Source organism: Campylobacter ureolyticus ACS-301-V-Sch3b, assembly GCF_000413435.1.
GTDB classification, from domain to species: Bacteria; Campylobacterota; Campylobacteria; order Campylobacterales; family Campylobacteraceae; genus Campylobacter_B; species Campylobacter_B ureolyticus_A.
The window spans coordinates 338,464-360,573 of sequence record NZ_KE340327.1; the positions used below are offsets into that span (position 1 = coordinate 338,464).

Sequence of the window (22,110 nt, forward strand, 5' to 3'; positions counted from 1 at the left end):
AACCTATTTATAGCCTATAATATCAAGTCCAAAACCGCTAAGTCCAGCAAAATCTCTATTATGACTTTTACTAATAATATTTATTTTTTCTATTTTTAAATGAGCTAAGATTTGAGCTCCTATACCATAATCCTTCATAGAGCCATTTTGAAGTGCGTCAAACATTATTAAAACCCCACCCTCGTTTTCTAAAATATCTAAGCTTCTTTTAAATTCATTAAATTTATCAGTTGTTAAAAACTCATAATCGCTTGAAATTTTATGAAATTTAACATTTGAAGTTTTTGAAATATCTCCAAAAATATAAACTCTTTGAATGTTGTTTTTATGGTCAATTACCTCATAAAACTTAACCTTAATGCCAGCTAATTCTCCATATTTTAATTCGCTAAATTTTATCAAAGTCTCATTTTTTAGACGGTATTTTACTAAATCAGCCACGCTTACCATGTTTAAATTAAATTTTTTACAAAATTTATCTAAATCATCTCTTCTTGCCATGGTTCCATCTTCATTTACTATTTCGCAAATTACACTTACTGGGGCAAGTCCAGCAAGTTTGCAAAGATCAATGCTTGCTTCTGTGTGACCAATTCTTTCAAGCACTCCACCATCTTTTGCAATTAATGGAAAAATATGTCCTGGAAAGACAAAATCATCTTTTGTCGAAGTTGAAAAATTTGTAATTAGCTTTATAGTCATATCACGCTCAACTGCACTTACTCCAGTTGTTGCTTTTTTGGCATCAACTGTTATAGTAAAAGCGGTTTCGTGATTTGAAGTATTATCTTTTACCATAAGATCAAAACCAAGTTTTTTAGCAATTTCTTTATTAACTGGTGTGCATAAAACTCCTTTTGCGTGAGTTATGGCAAAATTTACTTTCTCAACATCACTAAAAGCTCCAGCAAAAACTAAGTCTCCTTCATTTTCTCTATCCTCATCATCAACAACTACTATCATTTTCCCATTTTTTATATCTTTTATAGCTTCTTCTATACTCGCAAAACCCATTTTTTTCTCCTTATTATTTTAGTTCTTCAAAACCTAATTGAATTTTTTCATAAATATCTCCAAAAGGCACACCATTTACTCTAACACAGCCTATTGTAGTTATAAAATTTGTATCCCCATTCCATCTTGGAACTAAATGATAATGCACATGCTGGGCAATCCCTGCTCCTGCTGCACTTCCTAAATTCATGCCTATATTTACGCCACTTGCACCGATATATTTTTTTAAGACTTCAACACCTTTTTTAACAAATTTGCTCATTTCAGTCCAAATTTCATCATCTAAACCCTCAATATTGTCAATATGCTTATAAGGAATTACCATAAAAGCTCCGGGGCTGTATGGATATAAATTCATCACACCAAAACAGTATTTTGCTCTAAAAATAACACCATTTTTTTCATCATTTTCTCTACCATTTACAATATCACAAAATACACATTCACTTTTTTTATGACTAAAATATTCGCTTCTCCAAGGAGCGCAAAGATATTCTAACTTATTGCCCATTTTAATTCCTTTTTTTTAAAAAATTATTCTAAACCTTTCATTTTTAAAACAGCTTTTTTAACATTGTCTTGTCTCATAAAAGTTTCACCTATTAAAAATGCATCAACACCGATTTTATGCAATTGTTTTAATTGCTCACTGTCTTTTAGCCCACTTTCAGCAACGATTATTTTATCTTTTGGAATAAGTGGAATCAAATCAGAACTTAAGCTCATATTCATCTTAAAAGTTTGCAAATCTCTGTGATTTATACCAAATATCTTTGCTCCAGCAAAAATAGCATTTTTAACATCTTTTTTATCATGTGTTTCAACCAAAGCCTCAAGCCCTAATCTATGAGCAAATTCAAGCAAATTTTTAAGCTCATTTTTGCTTAGTGCTTTGGCAATTAATAAAATAAAATCAGCCCCATAAACTAAACTTTCCAAAATTTGATATTCATCAACAATAAAATCTTTTCTTAAAATTGGTATTTTTGTATAGCGTCTAATTTGTGGGATAAACTCTAAATTTCCTTTGAAATAGTGTGGCTCTGTTAAAACAGAAAAAGCATTTGCTCCACCTTTTTCATACTCTACTGCAATATTTACTGGCTCAAAATCATCTCTTATAACGCCTTTACTAGGACTTGCTTTTTTGATTTCAGCTATTATTTTAAATTTATCTTTTTCTTCTGTTTTTAAAGCAGTTATTACATCTCTTGGGATAAAAGGATTAGCCGAAAGGCTTCTACCAAGAACATCAAAAGGGATATCTTTTTTTCTTTTTTCTAAATCAGATTTTGTTTTTTTTAAAATTTCATCAAGTATCATTTTATATCTCCGCTCTTTAAACACTTATTTATAGCCTCAAGATGCTCTTTTGCCTCGCTACTGTTTAAAAAATCACTAAATTTATAGCTGATTTGCTTCATAATTTCATCAGCTTTTTTACACTCTTTTAACTTATAATACCCCCAAGCAAGCGAATCTAAATAATAAGGAGAATCTGGCTCTTTTAAAAGTGCCTTTTTAACAAGCTCAATGCCTTTTTTATAATCAACATCATGATCAATCAATAAGTATCCATAATAGTTTTCATAAGTTGCATTATTTAAGTCTTTAATAGATTTATCAAATTTATCTAAAATCTCTTTTAGTAATTTTTGATTTACATTAGGAGCATTTTTTTCATATAAATTCATCGCTTCTAGTGCTAAAAACTCTGTATCATTTGTCTTTTTAAAAAACTCTTTTGATAGTTTTATGGCCTCATCATTTTGTTTTAAAAAACCATATAATTCAACTAGCATTTTATTTTTATAGTCATATTTTTTCAACAAATCTACAGCCTTATCATACTCTTCAAAGGTTATGTAAAAACTAAGAATATAGTCTAAAAATTTGTTATTTTTTGTATCTTCATAAAGCTCTTCGCAAATTTTTACAACCATGTCAAAGTCATTTTGTTGTCTATAAATATCAACTAACATACTACAGACTGCCAAAGAACAGCCATTTTCTTTCTTATAGCTTTCTAGCTCTTTTAATGCCTCATCTGTTTGTTTCATACTTAATAAAACTTTTACATATCTTAAAAAATTTATCTCGTTTTCATCTAACTCATAGGCTTTTTTATAGCTTTTAAAAGTTTCATTTTGCAAATTTAAAACTTCTTCTATTTTTCCTAAAATAATAAAACTTCTTGAGCTATTATCTACTTTAGTAAGATTTCTTGCTAAATTTAAAGCTTCATAAAGGCTATTTTTAGATAAAAGATAGGCTATTTTTATCCTTAAAAACTCATCATCATCTTTTAATACAGTACTTCCTTTTTCAAGATAAAAACCTAAATTTGTAAAATCCTCATAATTATAAAGTATCTTTATAACCTCTTTTAAATACTCAGGTTTTTTTGTCTTGTCATATAAATATGTAAAAATTGAAACTGAATCTTTTGGGTCTTTTTCTTCTAGTAAAAGCGCTTTAAATACATTTAAGCTTTCATCGTAAGATTTTGTATCAAAGGCATTTAAATTTACACAAAAAAGTGCTATAAAAAGGCATTTTATAATTGTTTTACACCTATGCATTCTTTCTCCAATTCATTATAATTTTTCTTGAAATATTCCCAAAACGGAAAAGTTCTGCACTGCTTTGGGCGATATTCATAAATAGAACAATTTAGATTTTTTTCATCAAAAAAAGCACATTTATAACCATTTTTATAAACGCTTTCTTTTATACTATACCTAACTCCAAATTTTTCTAAATATTTAAATTTAAACTCATCAAAGCTTAAATTTAAATATTTTGCCAAAGCTTTAATTTCACTTTCATCTATCCAAATATAACCACTTTCTCCAGTGCAGCACTTTCCTTTGCAAATTTCGCATTTTTTTTCATCAAAGCAATAATTAAACCCATCTTTTTTAATCATAATTTTTACCTAAAACAATATCTTTACTTTCTAAATTGGCTTTTTTAAAAAGTTTTAAAGCCTCTTTTGTATAGCCATTTTCATCACTTAAATAAAATCCCTCATCAACCAAACATAAAGATTTTGAACTTTTCTTTGCCTCTATCAAGGCAATTTTTGCTTTTTTACCAATTTTTGGATAAATAAATTTGAGTTTTGTCATGCAAAATTTATTTTTTAAAAGTAAATAAGCTACATTCATAAGCTGTTTTGCATCATAACAAAATATAAGAGATCCGTGCGATTTAAGATGAGTGCTTGAGTTTTGGATTAAATCACTTAGGCTTAAATTTGATGAATATCTGCTTATATTTAGATGTAAATTTTCACTTTTTATAACTCCATCGTGATAATATGGTGGATTTGAGATGATTGCATCATATCTTTTATCGCTTTTAAACTCTTTAAAATCAGCAAGAATAGTATTTATATCAAGTCTGTTTTTGCCCGAGTTTATTTCACATAATTTTATATTTTCTTTTTGTATGTCCATTAAAGTTAAATTTGCATTTTTTAAATCTCTTTTTAATAAAAGTCCTAAAACTCCACATCCAGCCCCAACTTCTAAAATATCACCTCTTGGATTAATATCAAAAATAAAATTATAAAGCATGATGGTATCACTATTGTAGCGATAGCCATCTTTTAGTTGATAAATTATCATAAAGAGTTTATATGATTTACAATTTTACTTGAGTGATTTAGGGCAAATACTATTGATCCGCCATTTTTTGTTATTAAATCACCACCAATATAAAGACCTTTGATATGTGTTTGGCAATTTTCATCAACTATTGGAATACCATTTTCATCTATTTCAACATCTGAGTTTTTTAAAAAATCAACCGGAGTTGTGCCACCTATGGCATAAATAACTCTATCATAAACAAACTCTTTGCCATCTTTAAATTTAACAACAACTTTTCCCTCTTCATTTTCAAGACTTTCAATATCTGAGTTTAATCTTAAAATAATATTTCCATATCTTTCTTCATGGGCGATATCTTTTAAATTTATCGCATTTAATCTTGTAAAATTACTTTTTCTATAAGCAAGTGTTACAATATTATTACTAGAAAGGCTTATAGCATATTCAACAGCTGAATTTCCACCACCTACAACTAAAATCTTTTCATGACTTCCGCACTTATCAAGATTAAAATTTACAACGGGATTTAGTGACCTTGGAATTTTATAATCAGGCTTATTAGGTTTTCCCATTCTTCCTATTGCAATTATTACTTTTTTAGCGTAATAATGAGCTTTTGGAGCATAAATTTCAAACAATCCATCTTCATTTTTTTTAACTTTTTCAACTTCTGTATTAAAAAATGCATCAATATCTTCACTATCCAAAAGGGTATCAAAATAGTTTAAAACATCTTCTTTTGTGCCAGTTTCAAACTTTACCATACCTTTTGTTTCGCTATCTAAGCCCTTATATTCTTTATCAACTCTTTTATTTTCTTTATAAAAAGTTCTTATTGTTTGAGAGTGGTTTGAGCCTTTTTCAAGAAGTAAGACTTTATTAATTCCACTTATTTTGGCCTCCACAACCGAGGCTAGCCCACACGGTCCGCCACCTATAATGGCAAGGTCATAAATTGTTTGCATAATATTACCTTTTTGTAAATCATTTTAAAGCTATATTATAATACCATTTTGATAAACAAATGCAAATATCCAAAGTCATTTTTACCAAATTAAATAAAATGTAAAAAATAGTAATAATAGCTTTAATATTTTATTTAAATTTCGGTGCAACTATAAGCCGAGTTCTGTTTTTCAAACGATCATTTATCTAGACTAAATTTTACAATTTAGTTCAAGCGAAGGGTTTTATTCTAAGATTAAACCATCCCTTCTTGCTGCAAGTTGGGTTTGCAAAGCCGTTGATGTTACCAAAAACGCTGGTAGGCTCTTACCCCACCATTTCACCTTTTCCACCTCATCAAAATAAAGTGGTAGTTTACTTTCTGTTGCACTATCCCTTGGGTTACCCCAGCCATTCGTTAAATGGAACTACATCTTAGAGCAGCTCGGACTTTCCTCGTATTAACGCGATCGTTCATTGCACCGAAAGGTTGATTTTAACATATTTTTCCTAAGTTTTGTTTTAACCTTGTAAAACATCCCTTGCGCATTCTCGTGAATTTTTAATACAATCATTCATAGCAACACCCTTATAGGCGTTTGAGTTTAAATAAAGTCCTTTTATTTGCCTTATATCTTTAAAAATTTCAGCCACATTTGATAAGTGACCTAAATTATAATTTGGTATGCCTTTTTCGTGTCTTTTTACGTATGTCATTACCGGCTCATCAGAAATTCCCATCGTATTTCTTATGCCAAGTCTTGCAAGCTCAACTAATGTTTTTTCATCTTTTAAGGCTAGATCTTTATCCCTTTGACCGCCTATCATAACGCGAAGTAAAACCTTACCATCAGGTGCTCTATCAAAAAATATCGAGCTATCCCATAAAATTCCCAGCACTGGTTGCTTTGATGAACTTGTTGTTAAAAGTCCAAAACCTCTTAAAGCGTGATCAAGGTTTTCATATCCAAGCCCAACTACAGAAATAGGAGTGTATTCAATAGCTTTTAGTCTTTTTGAAGTATCTGGAAGAAGCTTGTTTAAAAGCTCGCAAGTTCTATAAGCAGGAGTTGAAATAATAACTTTATCAAACTCTAAATTTTTATCACCATTTAGTATAAATTTATCATCTTTTTTTTCTATTTTTGAAATTTCAAAATTCGTAATAATCTTAGCGTTTGACTTTTTGGCAATTTCCTTTATTAAAGTCTCACATCCACCTTTAAAACTCATTAAAACTCCACTTGGAGCAGCACTTTTGGCTCTCATAGCAAGCATTGCTTTTATAAGTCCGCCATATTTTTTTTCCATAGCTGTTATCTTCTCAAAACTTGCATTAACTGAAATTTTATCAGGACTTGAGCCATAAACTCCTGCAACCATTGGATCTAAAAAAGTTTCAGTTAATTCTTTTCCAACTCTTCTATAACCAAACTCTTGCAGTGTTTCTTCCATGTCATCTTTTTTTTGCGGTATAAAATACTCACATGCAACTCTGATTTTTCCAAGTGGCGACATAATCCCACTTAAAAAGAAATCTTTTGCACTCTCTGGCATTTTATAAAGCTTATCTTTATAAATAAATCTAACTCTTGCATTGTCATTACTCTTTAAAAGTAAATTTTCTATGCCTGCATATTTTAAAAGCTCTAAGGTATCAGGTCTATTTGATAAAAAACCATTAGTTCCTTCTTCAACTAAAAACCCTTTTATGTTTTTAGTTCTCATTTTTCCACCAAGTTCTTTTTCTTTTTCAAAAACTGTTATATCGTATTTATCACCATCGCTATTACCAAAAAAATTTAGATAAAAAGCTGTTGTTAAGCCACTTATCCCTCCGCCGATGACTGCTATTTTCATACTCTCTCCTTGTAAATTTAAACCTTATATTACAATAAATTTATAAAAACTTGACTTAATCAAAAATTTCTTTATGCAAAATCTCTCTTAAAACCACAGTTGCATAACTTCCTTTTGTAAGTTCAAAACTCATGCTAAATTGAGCTAATTCAGGTGTGTATTTATAACTAACATTTTTTAAAAAACACCATGCAAAACGCCTACTTCCATTCATTTTTTCAATAAATTTAAATGAAGGATGATAAATTTCATCTTCTATATTTTTAGCTAAATCTTCACTGTAAAAAGCTTTATTTCCAGGAAGCAAGCCAAAAGGAGTAATATCGCGCTTTAAAAATCTTTCAACCTCACTTGTTAAATCTTTGCATAAAAATAGTTTTCCATGTGGATAATGCCCCAAAACATCACCATTAAAAATCTTGAAAAAATTAGGTTGAAGTTTTAAATCTTTTATAATTTCTTTATCAAATCCATAAATTTTATTTATTTCATTTTCATTAAAATCTCTTACAAATTTTGAAATTTCAACTCTTTTGCTAAGCCATTTATTAAAAAGATCACTTTGATAAGCTGAAATTAAGAAATTTTTAATTTTTGGGTTTTTCATCTTTAAATTTCCACTTAAAATTTCCTCACCCTCTTTTGCATTATCTTCAAATTTACCAAATCTTTGAAAGCCAAAATAGTTTGCATAGCCATTTTTATCCAAATTTAAAAGAGCATTTTTAAGCTTTAAAGCATCAACCTCACTAACTTTTTTAAGTCTTATAAAAAAACTATTTCCGCTTAAATGACCGATTCTAAGTTTATTTTTATGTGTAAAAGTATCAGTTATTTTTAAACTCTCGTGAGAAAAATTTGCTAAGTTTTTTTCAAATTTTTTAGGAAGTGAGATAAACTGAGTTGTAAAACCCTCTTTATCTTTAAGTCCTGCATATCCAAAATCCCTCATTTTAACGCCTGAGTAATCACTTAAAATATGAAGTGCATCAAAAGTTGTAAGTCCTTTTTTAGCGATATTTAGTATCAAGTGCTCACCCTCACCGCTAAATTCATAAAGTGGAATTTCTCTAACTACAAAATCATCTGAATTTTTACTAAAATGTACATTTATGGGTGAATGATCAAGAGTGAAAAGTGGTTTAAAAATGCCAATTTCTTGCTCGTTTTTTATATTTTCCATCTATTGTTTCTCCAAAAATAGTAAGTTTTATCCTAGCTTTTTTAGCCTCGTTTATGATTCTAAATTTGTTTTTTTTACTAAAACTAAAAAGCACCTCATACTCTTCACCACTTAAAAACTCGTATTTTTTAAGCTTTTTTATAAATTTAATATTTTTATTTTTTGCGAATTTAGGCAAATCACACGCAAGCCCGTCACTTATATCCATAGCTGAGTTTATGAATTTTGATGAGTTGTAAAAAAATTTATCCCTTAAAGTAATATTTCTAAATCGTGAGTTTTTTCCAAGAATTTTATAGTTTTTCGCACATCTTTGAAGCGTTTTAAGTCCTTTTAGACTTTCTCCTAAATTCCCTGTAAAAGCTAATAGCTCACCATTTTTAAGTTTTTTTCTAAAAATTGGTTTTTTCGCATAAGATATAATGCTTACACTAATTCCTAAAATATCGGACTTTACTGTATCTCCACCAATTATCTTAACTCCGTATTGTTTTGAAATATCTAAAATTCCATTTTTAAGTTCATCAATTTCTTTAAAAGTTATATTTTTAGGAAGCATTAAACCAATTAATGCAAATTTGGGCTTTGCATTCATCACAATAGCATCGCTTAAATTTACACTCATTGCCTTTTTTCCTATTTCATAAAAGCTTAACCAGCCCATTTTGAAGTGGGAATTTTCCAAAAATAGATCCTTGCTTAAAACCCATTTTCCAAGCACTGCGCCGTCATCTCCGATAAATTTATTACTAAATTTTGATATTACAAAACTTTCTTTATCCATAACTTATTATTTTATATTAATTTTGATAAAAAACTCTTTATAAGATTAAATTTGATACAATTTAACGAAATTTTAAAGGAAAAATATGGTTGAAATATCGCTTTTTCGTTTTGATAGAAAAATAGATTCAGAAAGTTATTATAAGCCTTATATTTATGAGGATTTTGAGTTTTTAACTTTAAGAGAGCTTTTACTAGACATTAAAAGAAATGATCCATACTTTAAATTTGGAAAAACTGAATTTGTAAAAATAAATGAAAAAATTGTAAATTTGGATGAAAATTTAGATGAAATTTTTAAAAAAACTGGCAATTTTATAAAAATCTCTGCACTTTGCCAAATTCGCTCTACAAAAGATTTGATAATTAATAATGATGATTTTATAAAAACCTATGATAAATTTAGTGAAATTTTAGGCCAAAACGATGAAAAAGAGTTTTTTTTAAAATTAGAGCCTTTGTTTTATTCAAGTAAAATAAGAGAATTTAAAGAGGATTTTTTAGGAAATTCGGCATTTGTTTTTTCAAACTATCTAATAGAAAAATTTCCTTGTAAAAAGGATGAAATTTTAAATTTAATCAAAAATGAAATAATCTATTATATAAAACCACAATTTTTACTAAAAGATCCTTTTAAAACCGATGAGATCATAAAAAATCTAGCTAAAATGTTAAATTTCAATTTCTCAAAAAAAGAGAATATGGTAAGCGATGAAGAGATAAAAAATGCAACAAAAAAAGTTGATTTTTCAAAATTTAATATTGCTGTGTATAATGATGAAAATTTGCAAAATTTGGTTAAAGTTGTAGCAAATTTAGTTAATTTTGAGCTTGAAAATGAAAATATCGGATATGATATTTTAAAATTTGATAAAAAAGTTGCTTTAAATTTGGCAGGTGAAATTTTATTTAACGCTTATGATAGTGGGGCTGATTTTTTACTAGTAAATGATAAAAGAGCTTTTTATATGTTTGACACACTTAGTAAAGAGCTTCAAAAAGCGCAAAATAGAAGTTTAAATAACTTCTATATACTAATGGCAGATGAGTTTTTATCACTTTTAAAAGGTGAAAATATAGAGTTTAAAAATCATAAATTAGAGGTAAAAATAATATGAAATTAAAAGATAAAGTCGCTATTATAACTGGTGCAACAAGTGGAATTGGTGCAAAAATATCTGAAACTTTTATAAAAAACGGAGCTAAAGTTTTAATCATAGCAAGACATAAAAACGAAGAGCTTATTAAAAATCTTGGGAAAAATGCAAAATTTTTTAGCGCTGATATAACAGATGAAAACAGTGTAAAAGAAATCTATAAATTTGCCATAAAAAGCTTTGGGAAAATTGATATTTTGGTAAACAATGCAGGAATTACAGGTCCGACAAAACCATCATTTGAACTTAGCTTTGATGAATGGAGCGAGGTAATAAACTTAAATATAAATGGTACTTTTTTAATGAGTAAATACGCACTTTTAGAAATGATCAAACAAAAAAGTGGCAATATAGTAAATATCGCCTCCGTTCTTGGAATGGTTGCAAGTGAGGCTTTTAGCGTATATAGCACAAGCAAAGGCGCGATAATAGCCATGACAAAACAAGATGCTTTAAGTGTGGCAAAGTTTAATGTAAGAGTTAATTCAATATCTCCTGGAACCATAAAAACTAATGCCGTGGCAAATTTAGAAAAACAAATCGGAAATGAGGCGTTTGATGAGATGTTTAACAAACCTCATCCACTCGGCGGTGTTGGAAGCGTAGAAGATGTGGCAAATGCAGCGTTATTTTTAGCAAGTGATGAAGCAAAGTGGATAACAGGAGCAAATTTAGTCGTTGATGGTGGATTTACAATAAAATGAGTTTATAATTACTATAAAAAAATTTGTTGTTTTTTATAGTTAAATTTCAAGCTGTTTTTTCAACGCTTTCTCTACTCATGGTTTACTCTTTAAATTAAGTTTTTTATCCAAGTCAATAAGAATAATGTCTAAAAAATATTTTCTTATTGCTAAATATTCATCAAGACTCATAACCAATATACTAGTTTTGTTTTCTCCATCATCTACAACAATATTGTCAAAAATCAAATCAGGTATGTCTTTGTCTCTTTTTAAATGCATCAATATACTAGGTAGAAAAAATAAAGAGATTATACCAATAAAAATTAAGATAAATAAATATAAATTTTCTATAAAAATTTGGATAAAAATCAAAGCAAAGCAAAACAAAACTATAAAAAAAGGTATATTTTGCTTAAAGTTTCCTAAATTATAGTTGTAAAATCCATAGAACATTTGTACCGTTTTTTTAATTTTAAGTTTGCTTGATATTTTTATCTCTTTTTGAAATGATTCTTTATAACATACTATTTTATCATTTTTAAATTCTATTATTTTGCCTTTATTTGGGTCGGTTGCAAGTCTACTAGCAAGAATAATGGCAGCAAAAAAATTAAATATTTTTCTATCCGTAGGAATATCAGCAATAAATAAACTAATAAAAACTAATACTAAAAAACAAAACCCACGAAAACTAGAAACATCTGGATTATGATTTTTTATAAAAAGCGGTTCTTTATCATAATCTCGCTTATTTGTAGAATTTGATGAGCTCTTATTTTTATTGAAATTTAAATCATTGTCTGAATTCTTAAAATTTTGTTTTGCGTTGTTTTGCAAATATGATTGATTATTTAAATTATCTTTCGAATTGGGTAAGTTGATATTTTTTAAATTTAAGTTTTGATTGTTTATAGTATTATTGTTGCATAAAGTTTGAGAATTTAAATTTTCTTTAGAATTTTGTTTTTGTTTGTGAAGCCTATCCAGCGCTTCTTTTATTTTTTTATACTTTTCATCATCCTGCATTTTTTGCAATCTCAACTGCCGTTAAAGAACTATTATTCTCATTGTTTGTTGTGTTATTGTTTTGCGTAGTATCACTCATACTATCTCCTTTTTAAATTTTATTATCAATGTTTGACTATAAGTCCAAATTTTAATCTAAACTAAAAAATCTCCTAAGTTTCTTTTTAAAAGTATCTTTTGGAATTTCTGTATCACTAAAATCATCGCTCCAAATTTCGTTTTTATCTTGAAACCAACCGTCATTTTGAATATGTGGGATAAATTTTGTTTTGTTTTCTATCTCAATATTTAGCGATTGAAAATATTGTAAAAGTTCGTTGTATTCTTTCGTTGAATAGACATTTACTAAAAGATAATTTCTATTTTTGCACCTAATGACAAAATTCTTTTTAAGTAGCCAAAGTGGTTCATTTGCTTTTTTTAGTTTGTAAAATTTATAAGGCAAGGCAAAAAGCATATACAAAATAAAATGTCTCATATAAAGCACTATTTTACCAATATGAACGCCTATGCTCGATTTTTTGTATAGCTCATAAGGTGTGAAATAATGAAATCTGCCGTAATTTGACTGCAATTCGCAAACCACGCAAAAATACACCTTTTCTAAATTTAATGCAGGGTTTGGAATAGTTTTGTTTTCGCTTATGTATTTATTTTTAGAAAATAAATCAGAAATTATATAATCTCTTGTGCTTGTGATTGATTGTTTTGTGAAAGAAAAGTAGCTTTTGTTTTGTTGTTTGTATTCTTTCATTGTTATGAAATTTTTTATAGAAACAAATACGAGATAGACAGCAATAAATAAACCAAATATATTTCTATTGGTAAAATTATCTGCAAAAATTACAATATAAGCAAAAAACAATAAGCCAAATAAGGACAAAAACCAAAATAGATAAAACAATGAAAACACCGAAAAATCACCTATTACAATCGGATTTTCATCATAATTTCGCAAATTTAATTTTTTAAAATTTGATTTGTTTTCTAAATTTTTATTAGAATTCTCTTTATTATCAGAGCTATTGCCTAAATTCACTCTATTTTTAGGTCTATTGTTTCTAAGATACTCTCTAAGTTTTTCTCTTTTTTCATCATCCAAATTTTAGCCTTTTATTACTCAACTAAATGCTATATTTTATCGTTTAAAAGCTTAAATTAATTTGTTTATTAAAATTTTCGTAAAAGATTATTTCAAGAAAAAACTTAATTTATAAATTTAGGCTAAAAAGCCTAAATTTATTTTAATATATTTTTAAAAAACTCTAAACTATCAAGTTTTTCCCATGGATAGTCTGGGTTTCCAACTTGTCCATGAGCTGCAACATTTGCGTATAAAAAAGTATCTTTACTAGGTTTATCAAGTCCAAATTTATCAGTTATCCACTTTGGAGTTAGAGGGAAATTCTCTAATACAAAATTTGATAAAATTTCATCGCTAACGCCTTTTACATGCGTTCCCATACAATCAACACTAACTGAAACTGGTCTTGCCACACCAATAGCATAGCTTAACTGAACAATGCATTTTTTAGCCAAATTTGCAGCAACTATATGCTTTGCGATCCATCTTGCAGCATAAAGTCCACTTCTATCAACTTTTGTATAGTCTTTACTAGACTGTGCTCCACCACCAATTGGCGAATATCCACCAAAACTATCAACTATAAGTTTTCTACCGGTTAGTCCGCTATCATGAAGGCTTGAATGATTTACATATCTACCTGTTGGATTTATATAAATTATAGTTTCATCTTTATTAAAAAGCTCTTTTGGAAGTCCTGCTTCATCGATCAAACCGCTTATTAACTCCCTAACTTTTTCAATACTCATGCTCTCAACACACGGAGCTGAAACAACGATAGTATGTATCTTTAAAGGCTTGCAGTTTTCAAAATTATCTTTTGAGCCGTAATCAAGCGTTACTTGAGTTTTGATATCAACTCCAAGCTCATGAGGATGAGCTTTTGCATATTCATAAACTTTATCGCATAAAAGTCTAGCATAAGTGATAGCCGCTGGCATAAATTCTTTTGTTTCATTGCTTGCAAAACCAAACATTATACCTTGATCTCCAGCTCCTATTTCACCTGAGCTTTGATCAACTCCGGTACTTATATCAGGACTTTGTTCGTTTAAAAATACATGAACTTCGATATCATCTAGGTGAAGACACTGCTCTTTTGTAAAGTGTGGATTTGCACTATAACCTATGTTTAAAAGTGCATTTTTTACAATATTTTCATAATCACTTTGACTAAATTTTATTTTTGATTTGACTTCACCGCCTATTACTATATGGTTTCCTGCAACGAAAACCTCACTTGCAAGTCTTGCATCTTTATCTTTTCCTAAAACCTCATCTACAATGCTATCAGCTATAATATCAGCGCATTTATCAGGATGACCAGGACTTACAACTTCTGATGTAAATAAATACATAAATCTCCTTAAAAGAAATAATTTCAAATTCTAGCTTTTATTTTTTAAATTATGGTAAATTTGGCAAATTTATCTAGTTTTGTTTTATTTTAAAACTCAAATTTCAACCTCAAACTCAGTTTTGCTTTTAATTTCAAGTATCTTTAAATTTTTACAAAAGTTAGCTCCAACATCCATACTATAAACATTATTAGGTCGTTTGTGGATTTGATTTATTACGCTTGGTGTGTGTCCGTGATAGATTTCCTTACCAGTAGTATTATAATCCCAAAAACTCTCCCTACTCCAAAGCACAAAATCCTCATTTTGTTCAACAACTCGCCCATCATATCCAGCATGAACAAAAATATAGCTTTGTGAGATTAAAATATGAGGCATTTTCTCAAGCCACTCTTTTAGCCATTTTAAGCTTTCTTCGCCATCTAATCCATGCCAAACACTTTTAAATTTAGGATATTTTCTAAAAGATAACTCTGTATTTTTACCACCGCTTAATCTCCAAATTCTTTTTATTGCTATATCATTACAAAATCCACCTTTATACATCATAATTTCATGATTTCCAAGGATATGTTTTATTGTATATCCATTTTCCATAAGCTCTTTATATTTATAGTATAAATCAGCAGTTTTATTGCCTCTATCGCAACTATCACCTAAAATCACAATTAAATCATCTTTTGTAAATTTTATCTTTTCAAGCATTTTAATAAACAAATCATAATTTCCATGAAGATCTCCAAAAACATAAATTTTATCAAATATATTCTCATCGAAATTTTCTATTTTTAGCACATTTCTTCCTTTATAATTTTTATTATTTTTTATGTTTTATTAAAAATTTTAAATGCAATTGTCGTTATGCTTTAAAGTCATATTTTAACAAAACTATGATAAAATACAACATTATTTATTTTGGAAAAACTATGGATTTTAAAAATTTAGAAAAAGATTTATTGATTTTTTTAGACAAAAACCTAAAAGCCACAGGTAGAAAAAATTTTATTTTAGGAGTTAGTGGCGGGCTTGATTCAGCTGTTGTTTCTGTGCTTTGTAAAAAGGTAGCTCCAACATATGCAAAAATAATGCCCACAAACTCATCAAATCAAGCAAATTTAGATGATGCGATAAATCACTGCAAAAAATTTGATATAAACTATGAAATTTGCCCAATTGACAAACTAATAAAAACTTATGAAAAAATCTTTTTAAATAAAAAAATCTCTACTCATAGAATTGGAAATTTATCTGCTAGAATTAGAATGATGGTTTTATATGATCTTAGCGAAGAACTTGATGCTGTCGTTGTAGGAACTTCAAATTTAAGTGAGTTAATGCTTGGATATGGAACTATTTTTGGTGATTTGGCATGTGCATTTAATCCTATTGGAGAAATTTTTAAAACTGAAATTTTTGAATTTGCCAAATTTTTAAAGATAGATGAAAAAATCATTTCTAAAAAACCATCAGCTGATCTTTTTGAAGGTCAAAGTGATGAACAAGATCTTGGGTATGATTATGAAACTTTGGATAAAGTACTTAAAAAAATTTATGATGATGGATTAAGCTTTAAAGAACTTTGTGAGATTTTTGATGAGAGTTTAGTTAAATTTATAACTTCTAAAATAGAGCAAAATAGCTTTAAAAGGCGTATGCCAAAAATTGCAAATATAAGGAAAAGTAGTGCAAATACCATTTTTTAGACCACAAATTACAGATGATGAAAAAAGTAGTATAAATCAAATCTTAGATGATCCAACATTTGATGCGGTACTAAGTTTTGAAAATGAAGTTAAAAATTTTTTTAACTCCAAATACGCTATTTCTACAAACAACGGCACAACCGCTCAACGCCTTGCTTTAAGAGCTATGGACATAAAAAGAGCAGATAAAATAATTTGCTCTGTAAATTCATTCCCAGGCACAGCTGAAGTTATAAGACATTTTGATGCAGAGCCAATTTTTACAGATATTAATGAATCTGATTTTAATATGAATATTGAAAGCTTAGAAGCTGTTTTGCAAAAACACAATCATAAAAAATTAAAAGCTATTTTTGTATCTCATATCGCAGGTCAAAGTGCTGATTTAAATAGTATTTATGAACTTGCTAAAAAATTTGATTTAAAAGTCATAGATGATGCAAGTAACGGCGTAGGAGCTATGTATAATAATGCAAAAATAGGCTCTATAAATGACTCATTTATCTCAACTTTTCAGCTAAATCCACAATTTAAAAAAGCAGTTGCAACAGCTGGATTTTTCACAACAAATGATGAAAAAATTGCTTCAAAAGCAAAACTTATAAGAAATCATGCAATAGTTACAAATACTCAAAAAGATGGAAGTTTGGATTATATTTATGATGTTGTTGATATTGGTGAAAAGTATGATTTAAGTGGAGTTTGCGCAGCTTTTGCCTCATCTTGGTTTAAAAAAATACCAAATTTCATAAAAAGGCGAAAAGAAATAGCTCAAATTTATAACGAAGAGCTTAAAAACTGCCCTCATGTAACTACTCCAGTAGCAAAAAAAGATCACATTTATACTCAATACATCATAAAAATAGATAGAAATAGAGATGATTTTGCAAGAAAACTAAAAGAAGTCGGAGTAAATGTCTCACTTCATTATATTCCACTTTATTTACTTTCATACTATAAACAAAAATACGGACATAAAGTAAATGACTTTCCAATAGCTTTAAAAACTTATCAACAAATTTTATCTTTACCAATTTATGCTGATTTAAGTGATGAAGAGGCACATTATGTCTGCGAAAAAGTAAAATTTGTAGCAAGCAAACATGTCTAAAAAAAATTTTCACAACTGGGTAAACAAATACTTTTACTCACCAAATTTTTGGCAAAAATTCATTGCAAAACTACTGCTTCCACTAAGCTATATTTATGCTTTTATAGTAATTATTAAAAAAATTTTAAGCAAAGAAAAAGATCTAAATATAAAAATAATAAGTGTTGGAAATTTAATAATTGGAGGAAGTGGAAAAACCCCATTAACGCTTGCACTTTATAAACATTTTAGTAAAAATTATAAAACATTTATAATTTTAAGAGGATATAAAAGATCTTCTAAAGGCTTAGTTGAAGTTTGCATTGATAATAAAATTTTAGTTGATGTAAAACAAAGTGGTGATGAGGCTATGGAATATGCACTAAATAGCGCAAATGTAATAGTTAGCGAAAATAGGATAAATGCAATACAAAAAGCTAAAAGCTTAGGAGCAAATTTAATTATTCTAGATGATGGGTTTTCTAAATTTAATATTAAGAAATTTAATATTTTACTAAAACCACCGATTAGACCATATTTTAACTTTGCTTTACCAAGTGGAGCTTATAGATATCCACTGTTTTTTTATAAATTTGGAGACTTTATAGTAGAAAATAGCGAAAACAAAAAGCGCTCTTTTATAGAAAATGAAACTAAAAATATGGTTTTAGTAACCGCAATTGCAAATCCGAAGCGCTTAAAAGAGCATTTTAATAAATGTATTGGAAAAGAATTTTTCCCAGATCATCATGCTTTTACAAAAGATGAACTTTCTCAAATTTTAGAAAAATATAATGCAACTTCACTTCTAGTGACAATGAAAGATTATGTTAAAATCAAAGATTTTGGTTTGCCAACTTCAATTATAAAACTTGAAATTTCGCTTAGTCAAACTCTTATAAAAGCTATTTCAAATTACATAAAGTAAGAATATGCTAAAATAAGATAAATTTTTAAAGGAGAAAAAATGGTAATTTTGCAAGTATTGTTTGATTATAAAGGCGGTTTTGGCGATGAGATGTATAAAGAGTGTAAAGATTTAGCAAATTCAATAAATCAAGAAAAAGGCTTTTTATGGAAAATTTGGACAGAAAACAAAGACGATAAAAAAGCTGGTGGAATATATGCATTTGATAATGAAGAAAATGCTAAAAACTATATCACAATGCATAAAAAAAGACTTTCTGATTTTGGTGTGGCGTCAAATTTCACTTACGAAATTTTAAACACAAACGATGAATTAAGTCAAATTACAAATTTTAAAACAAAATAATGCAAAAAAAATTAAAAATGGCAAAGTCAAGAACAGCTGAGATAATCCTCTCAGCTTTGCCATACATAAGAAAATTCAAAGATAAAATCTTTGTTGTAAAATACGGTGGCTCGGCTCAAATAGATGAAGGGCTTAAAAGTGATTTTGCAAAAGATATAGTGCTAATGAGTATGGTTGGCGTAAGGGTTATAGTAGTTCATGGCGGTGGAAAAAGGATAAACTACTATCTTGATAAGCTTGGAATAAAAAGCGAGTTTAAAGATGGTCTTAGAGTTACAACAAAAGAGTCTATTGATGTCGTTGAAATGGTACTAAGCGGTCTAATAAATAAAGAAATAACTGCACTTTTAAATGAAAATGGTGCAAAAGCAATTGGACTTAGTGGGAAAGATTCGCACCTGCTTAGCTCAAAACCACTTAAAAATGGAGCTTATGGCTTTGTTGGAGAGATAAATAGTGTAAATAAAAATATGCTTGATTATATTTTAGATGGTGGATATATACCTGTTATCGCGCCAATTTCAGTTGGTGAAAATTCACAAAGCTATAATGTAAATGCCGATCTTTGCGCAAGTAGTATCGCAAAATGCATAAAAGCTGATAAGGTTATTTTTCTAACAGACACAAAAGGCGTTTTAGATAAAAATGGTGAATTAATAAGCACTTTAAATAGCGATGAAATTCAAAATCTTAAAAATGATGGCACGATAAGTGGAGGCATGATACCAAAAATAGATGCTTGTTTGGAGTGTGTAAAAAATGGTGTAAATGGAGCTCACATCATAGACGGCAGAATTTCTCACTCAATTTTACTTGAAATTTTTACAGATACTGGCATAGGAACTTTGGTAAAATGATAGTTTTAACAACAGTTTCATCTAAAAAAGAAGCCATTTTCATAGCAAAAAAACTTCTTGATAAAAAAGCAGCGGCTTGTGTTAATTTTTATAAGATAAAAAGCCTTTATTTTTGGAAAGAAAAACTTCATAAAGAAAAAGAATTTCAACTTATCATAAAAACAAATAACTATAAAAAAGTAAAAAAAATTCTTTTAAAACACCATTCTTACGATACACCTGAGATAATATCTCTAAAATTTAATAAAGTATATAAAAAATATAAAAAATGGATTAAAAATAGCATAAAAGGATAAAAATGAATTTAACCTCCACAAGAGATAAAACCCAAAGTGTTGCTTTAAGTTATGCACTTTTAAACCCGAGTGCAAATTTTGGTGGACTTTTTGTTCCCAAAAATTTTCCTAAATTTGATGATGAATTTTTTAAAAAAGCAGTTCATTTAAGCTATAAAGAGCTTGCACTTGAGATAATTAATAGTTTTGATTTTAATATAGATGAAGAAATTTTTAAACTTGCTTTAAATTCTTATGATAAATTTGATGATAAAAACATTCCATTAAAAATAGAAAAAATTAGCGAAAACCTATATATAAATGAGCTGTATCATGGACCTACAAGAGCATTTAAAGATATGGCTTTACAACCTTTTGGCATAATCATAGATGAGCTTGCAAAAAAAGATAATAAAAACTATTTAATAATTTGTGCAACAAGTGGTGACACTGGACCAGCCACTTTAAAAGCTTTTGAAAACTCAAAAAATGTAAAGGTAGTTTGCCTTTATCCATATGAAGGAACAAGCGAAGTTCAAAGACTACAAATGGTAACTTCAAATGATAGAAATTTAAAAGTTATCGGAATAAAAGGAAATTTTGATGATGCACAAAAAGCTCTTAAAACTTTACTTGGCGATGAGGATTTTAAAAACACATTAAAAAAAGAAAATTTATTTTTAAGTGCTGCAAATTCTGTAAATTTTGGTCGTATTTTATTTCAAATTATTTATCATTTTTACGATTATGTAAATTTTCTTAAAAACGGCATTTTAAAAGGTAACGAAACATTTGACATCATAGTTCCAAGTGGTAATTTTGGAAATGCTTTAGGAGCGTATTATGCTAAAAAAATGGGGGCAAAAATTGGTGTTATAAAAATAGCTTCTAATCAAAACAATGTTTTGACAAATCTTTTTAATAATGGAATTTATGATATAAAAAATAAAAGCTTAATTAAAACAATAAGCCCTGCAATGGATATTTTAGTCTCATCAAATGTTGAGAGGCTTTTATTTGATAAATTTGGAGATATCAAAACAAAAGAATTAATGCAAAATTTAAAAGATAATAAAAGCTATAAAATACCTAAAATAGAAGGTTTTGAGGCGAAATTTTGCACTGATAAGGAGTGCATAAATTTTATAAAAGAAATTAGTAAAAAAGGAAAATTAATAGATCCACACACTGCAACTTGTTTTAAATTTACACCAGTTAAAAAACCAACTGTTATAACATCAACTGCTCATTGGGTGAAATTTACACCATCAATGATAAAAGCTATTAAAAACGGTGAAGTAAAAGATGAAAAAAATGATATGCTAAATTTAGCAAAAGAGTTTAATGATAAAGTTCCAAATGAAATTTTATCTCTTTTTAGCAATGAAGAAAAGCATAAAAAAATAGTCGAAAAAGAAGAGATTAAAAATACAATAATAGAGTGGATAAAAAAATGATAGTAATCCCTGCAAGACTTAAATCAACTCGTTTTAAAGATAAGATTTTAGCTGATATTGGCGGAGTTCCAATGTTTATAAAAACTGCACAAAATGCTAAAAAAGTTGATGATGTATTAATAGCAGTTGATGAAAAAAGTATTTTAAATATCGCTTTAAATCACGGCTTTAAGGCTGTTTTAACCTCTACATCACACAATAGTGGAACAGATAGAATTAATGAAGCTGTTTTAAAAATAGGTTTAAAAGATGATGAGATTATCATCAACCTACAAGGCGATGAGCCGTTTTTTGAAACTGAAAATTTAGCTAAATTTAAAGAATTTGCAAATATTGCCATAATAAAAAAAGGTTATTTTATGGCAAGTGCGTATAAAAAAATAAGTCAAAGCGATGCAAACAATCCAAATTTAGTAAAAGTTGTTTGCGATAACTTAAATAATGCAATCTATTTTTCAAGGGCAAAAATTCCATATCCAAGAGAAAGTTTTAATGGCTATAGAGGACATATTGGAATTTATGCTTATAGCGTAAAAAGCTTAAATGAGTTTTGTGATTTTGATGAAAGCATTTTAGAAAACACAGAAAAACTTGAGCAACTTCGCGCTTTATCAAATGGTAAAAAAATCGCAATGTGCGAGCTTGTTACTGAAAGCATTGGAATTGATACGAAAGAAGATTTGGAATTGGCACTTAAAAAATTTAAAAGCCAAATTTAGCTATTTCTAGATACAGTTTTATG

General features: G+C 28.3%; 24 protein-coding genes and 1 other RNA gene. 10 read left to right on the plus strand and 15 right to left on the minus strand.

Translation table 11 applies throughout. The features are described 5' to 3' along the window. Positions 1-3: 3 nt before the first annotated feature. From HMPREF9309_RS06840 to HMPREF9309_RS06885, 11 genes are all read right to left on the minus strand, one after another. Positions 4-1,014 (minus strand): bifunctional 3,4-dihydroxy-2-butanone 4-phosphate synthase/GTP cyclohydrolase II, encoded by a 1,011-nt coding sequence (locus tag HMPREF9309_RS06840; RefSeq protein ID WP_016647200.1) that lies wholly within the window; start codon positions 1,012-1,014, stop codon positions 4-6. Positions 1,015-1,027: 13 nt separating this feature from the next. Next, on the minus strand, positions 1,028-1,525 hold the full coding sequence (locus tag HMPREF9309_RS06845; protein ID WP_016647201.1) for an HIT family protein: 498 nt from the start codon (positions 1,523-1,525) through the stop codon (positions 1,028-1,030). Between the two features lie 23 nt (positions 1,526-1,548). Beyond that, the gene (trpC, locus tag HMPREF9309_RS06850) at positions 1,549-2,337 is read right to left on the minus strand and encodes an indole-3-glycerol phosphate synthase TrpC (RefSeq protein WP_016647202.1); all 789 of its coding nucleotides are present in this window, start codon (positions 2,335-2,337) and stop codon (positions 1,549-1,551) included. After that, entirely contained in the window at positions 2,334-3,596 is a 1,263-nt protein-coding gene (locus HMPREF9309_RS06855) for a tetratricopeptide repeat protein (protein WP_016647203.1), read from the minus strand. The genes trpC and HMPREF9309_RS06855 overlap by 4 nt, the downstream gene beginning before the upstream one ends. Then, positions 3,572-3,943, minus strand: a complete 372-nt coding sequence (locus HMPREF9309_RS06860; RefSeq protein ID WP_016647204.1) for a YkgJ family cysteine cluster protein — start codon at positions 3,941-3,943, stop codon at positions 3,572-3,574. The genes HMPREF9309_RS06855 and HMPREF9309_RS06860 overlap by 25 nt, the downstream gene beginning before the upstream one ends. After that, positions 3,936-4,646 carry a tRNA1(Val) (adenine(37)-N6)-methyltransferase gene (locus tag HMPREF9309_RS06865; protein WP_016647205.1) on the minus strand — a complete coding sequence of 237 codons (711 nt, stop codon included), beginning with the start codon at positions 4,644-4,646 and terminating at the stop codon, positions 3,936-3,938. The genes HMPREF9309_RS06860 and HMPREF9309_RS06865 overlap by 8 nt, the downstream gene beginning before the upstream one ends. Continuing rightward, a complete protein-coding gene (locus HMPREF9309_RS06870) occupies positions 4,643-5,596 on the minus strand; it encodes an NAD(P)-binding domain-containing protein (protein WP_016647206.1) in 954 nt (317 codons plus the stop codon). Before HMPREF9309_RS06870 ends, HMPREF9309_RS06865 begins: the two co-directional genes overlap by 4 nt. A gap of 137 nt (positions 5,597-5,733) precedes the next feature. Next, positions 5,734-6,062: RNase P RNA component class A (gene rnpB / locus HMPREF9309_RS08795), an RNA gene on the minus strand. A gap of 36 nt (positions 6,063-6,098) precedes the next feature. Continuing rightward, the gene (hemG, locus tag HMPREF9309_RS06875; RefSeq protein ID WP_016647207.1) at positions 6,099-7,436 is read right to left on the minus strand and encodes a protoporphyrinogen oxidase; all 1,338 of its coding nucleotides are present in this window, start codon (positions 7,434-7,436) and stop codon (positions 6,099-6,101) included. 55 nt (positions 7,437-7,491) lie between these two features. After that, entirely contained in the window at positions 7,492-8,610 is a 1,119-nt protein-coding gene (gene truD / locus HMPREF9309_RS06880; RefSeq protein ID WP_231370853.1) for a tRNA pseudouridine(13) synthase TruD, read from the minus strand. Continuing rightward, positions 8,579-9,403, minus strand: a complete 825-nt coding sequence (locus HMPREF9309_RS06885; RefSeq protein ID WP_016647209.1) for a thiamine-phosphate kinase — start codon at positions 9,401-9,403, stop codon at positions 8,579-8,581. The genes truD and HMPREF9309_RS06885 overlap by 32 nt, the downstream gene beginning before the upstream one ends. Positions 9,404-9,488: 85 nt before the next feature. Here HMPREF9309_RS06885 and HMPREF9309_RS06890 point away from each other — a divergent pair, with 85 nt between their 5' ends. Then, positions 9,489-10,520 (plus strand): HdrB C-terminal domain-containing protein, encoded by a 1,032-nt coding sequence (locus tag HMPREF9309_RS06890; protein WP_016647210.1) that lies wholly within the window; start codon positions 9,489-9,491, stop codon positions 10,518-10,520. Continuing rightward, on the plus strand, positions 10,517-11,263 hold the full coding sequence (locus HMPREF9309_RS06895) for an SDR family NAD(P)-dependent oxidoreductase (RefSeq protein ID WP_016647211.1): 747 nt from the start codon (positions 10,517-10,519) through the stop codon (positions 11,261-11,263). Before HMPREF9309_RS06890 ends, HMPREF9309_RS06895 begins: the two co-directional genes overlap by 4 nt. A 75-nt stretch (positions 11,264-11,338) precedes the next feature. On the opposite strand, the gene HMPREF9309_RS06900 is transcribed toward HMPREF9309_RS06895, so the two are convergent. The 4 genes from HMPREF9309_RS06900 to HMPREF9309_RS06915 all read right to left on the minus strand — a co-directional run bounded on the left by HMPREF9309_RS06900 (position 11,339) and on the right by HMPREF9309_RS06915 (position 15,508). Further along, positions 11,339-12,271 carry a hypothetical protein gene (locus tag HMPREF9309_RS06900; protein ID WP_016647212.1) on the minus strand — a complete coding sequence of 311 codons (933 nt, stop codon included), beginning with the start codon at positions 12,269-12,271 and terminating at the stop codon, positions 11,339-11,341. Positions 12,272-12,401: 130 nt separating this feature from the next. Next, on the minus strand, positions 12,402-13,373 hold the full coding sequence (locus HMPREF9309_RS06905) for a hypothetical protein (protein WP_016647214.1): 972 nt from the start codon (positions 13,371-13,373) through the stop codon (positions 12,402-12,404). A 137-nt stretch (positions 13,374-13,510) separates the two neighbouring features. Continuing rightward, positions 13,511-14,713, minus strand: coding sequence for a methionine adenosyltransferase (metK, locus tag HMPREF9309_RS06910; protein WP_016647215.1), 1,203 nt, complete (start codon positions 14,711-14,713; stop codon positions 13,511-13,513). A gap of 96 nt (positions 14,714-14,809) precedes the next feature. Beyond that, entirely contained in the window at positions 14,810-15,508 is a 699-nt protein-coding gene (locus HMPREF9309_RS06915; RefSeq protein ID WP_016647216.1) for a metallophosphoesterase, read from the minus strand. Positions 15,509-15,639: 131 nt separating this feature from the next. On the opposite strand from HMPREF9309_RS06915, the gene HMPREF9309_RS06920 reads away from it, so the two are divergent. Genes HMPREF9309_RS06920 through kdsB form a run of 8 tightly spaced genes read left to right on the plus strand, consistent with a single transcriptional unit; the run spans position 15,640 to position 22,087 of the window. Next, positions 15,640-16,416: an NAD+ synthase gene (locus tag HMPREF9309_RS06920; protein ID WP_016647217.1), complete on the plus strand. Its 777-nt coding sequence runs from the start codon at positions 15,640-15,642 to the stop codon at positions 16,414-16,416. After that, a complete protein-coding gene (locus HMPREF9309_RS06925; protein ID WP_016647218.1) occupies positions 16,397-17,527 on the plus strand; it encodes a DegT/DnrJ/EryC1/StrS family aminotransferase in 1,131 nt (376 codons plus the stop codon). Before HMPREF9309_RS06920 ends, HMPREF9309_RS06925 begins: the two co-directional genes overlap by 20 nt. Beyond that, positions 17,520-18,434, plus strand: coding sequence for a tetraacyldisaccharide 4'-kinase (locus HMPREF9309_RS06930; protein ID WP_016647219.1), 915 nt, complete (start codon positions 17,520-17,522; stop codon positions 18,432-18,434). Before HMPREF9309_RS06925 ends, HMPREF9309_RS06930 begins: the two co-directional genes overlap by 8 nt. 39 nt (positions 18,435-18,473) lie before the next feature. Continuing rightward, the gene (locus HMPREF9309_RS06935) at positions 18,474-18,779 is read left to right on the plus strand and encodes a monooxygenase (RefSeq protein ID WP_016647220.1); all 306 of its coding nucleotides are present in this window, start codon (positions 18,474-18,476) and stop codon (positions 18,777-18,779) included. A 17-nt stretch (positions 18,780-18,796) separates the two neighbouring features. Next, complete coding sequence (argB, locus tag HMPREF9309_RS06940) at positions 18,797-19,636, plus strand: acetylglutamate kinase (RefSeq protein WP_414526230.1); 840 nt, start codon at positions 18,797-18,799, stop codon at positions 19,634-19,636. Next, positions 19,633-19,932 (plus strand): divalent-cation tolerance protein CutA, encoded by a 300-nt coding sequence (gene cutA / locus HMPREF9309_RS06945; protein WP_016647222.1) that lies wholly within the window; start codon positions 19,633-19,635, stop codon positions 19,930-19,932. Before argB ends, cutA begins: the two co-directional genes overlap by 4 nt. A gap of 2 nt (positions 19,933-19,934) precedes the next feature. Next, positions 19,935-21,368: a threonine synthase gene (gene thrC / locus HMPREF9309_RS06950; RefSeq protein WP_016647223.1), complete on the plus strand. Its 1,434-nt coding sequence runs from the start codon at positions 19,935-19,937 to the stop codon at positions 21,366-21,368. Beyond that, positions 21,365-22,087 carry a 3-deoxy-manno-octulosonate cytidylyltransferase gene (gene kdsB / locus HMPREF9309_RS06955; RefSeq protein WP_016647224.1) on the plus strand — a complete coding sequence of 241 codons (723 nt, stop codon included), beginning with the start codon at positions 21,365-21,367 and terminating at the stop codon, positions 22,085-22,087. The genes thrC and kdsB overlap by 4 nt, the downstream gene beginning before the upstream one ends. Positions 22,088-22,110: the final 23 nt, after the last annotated feature.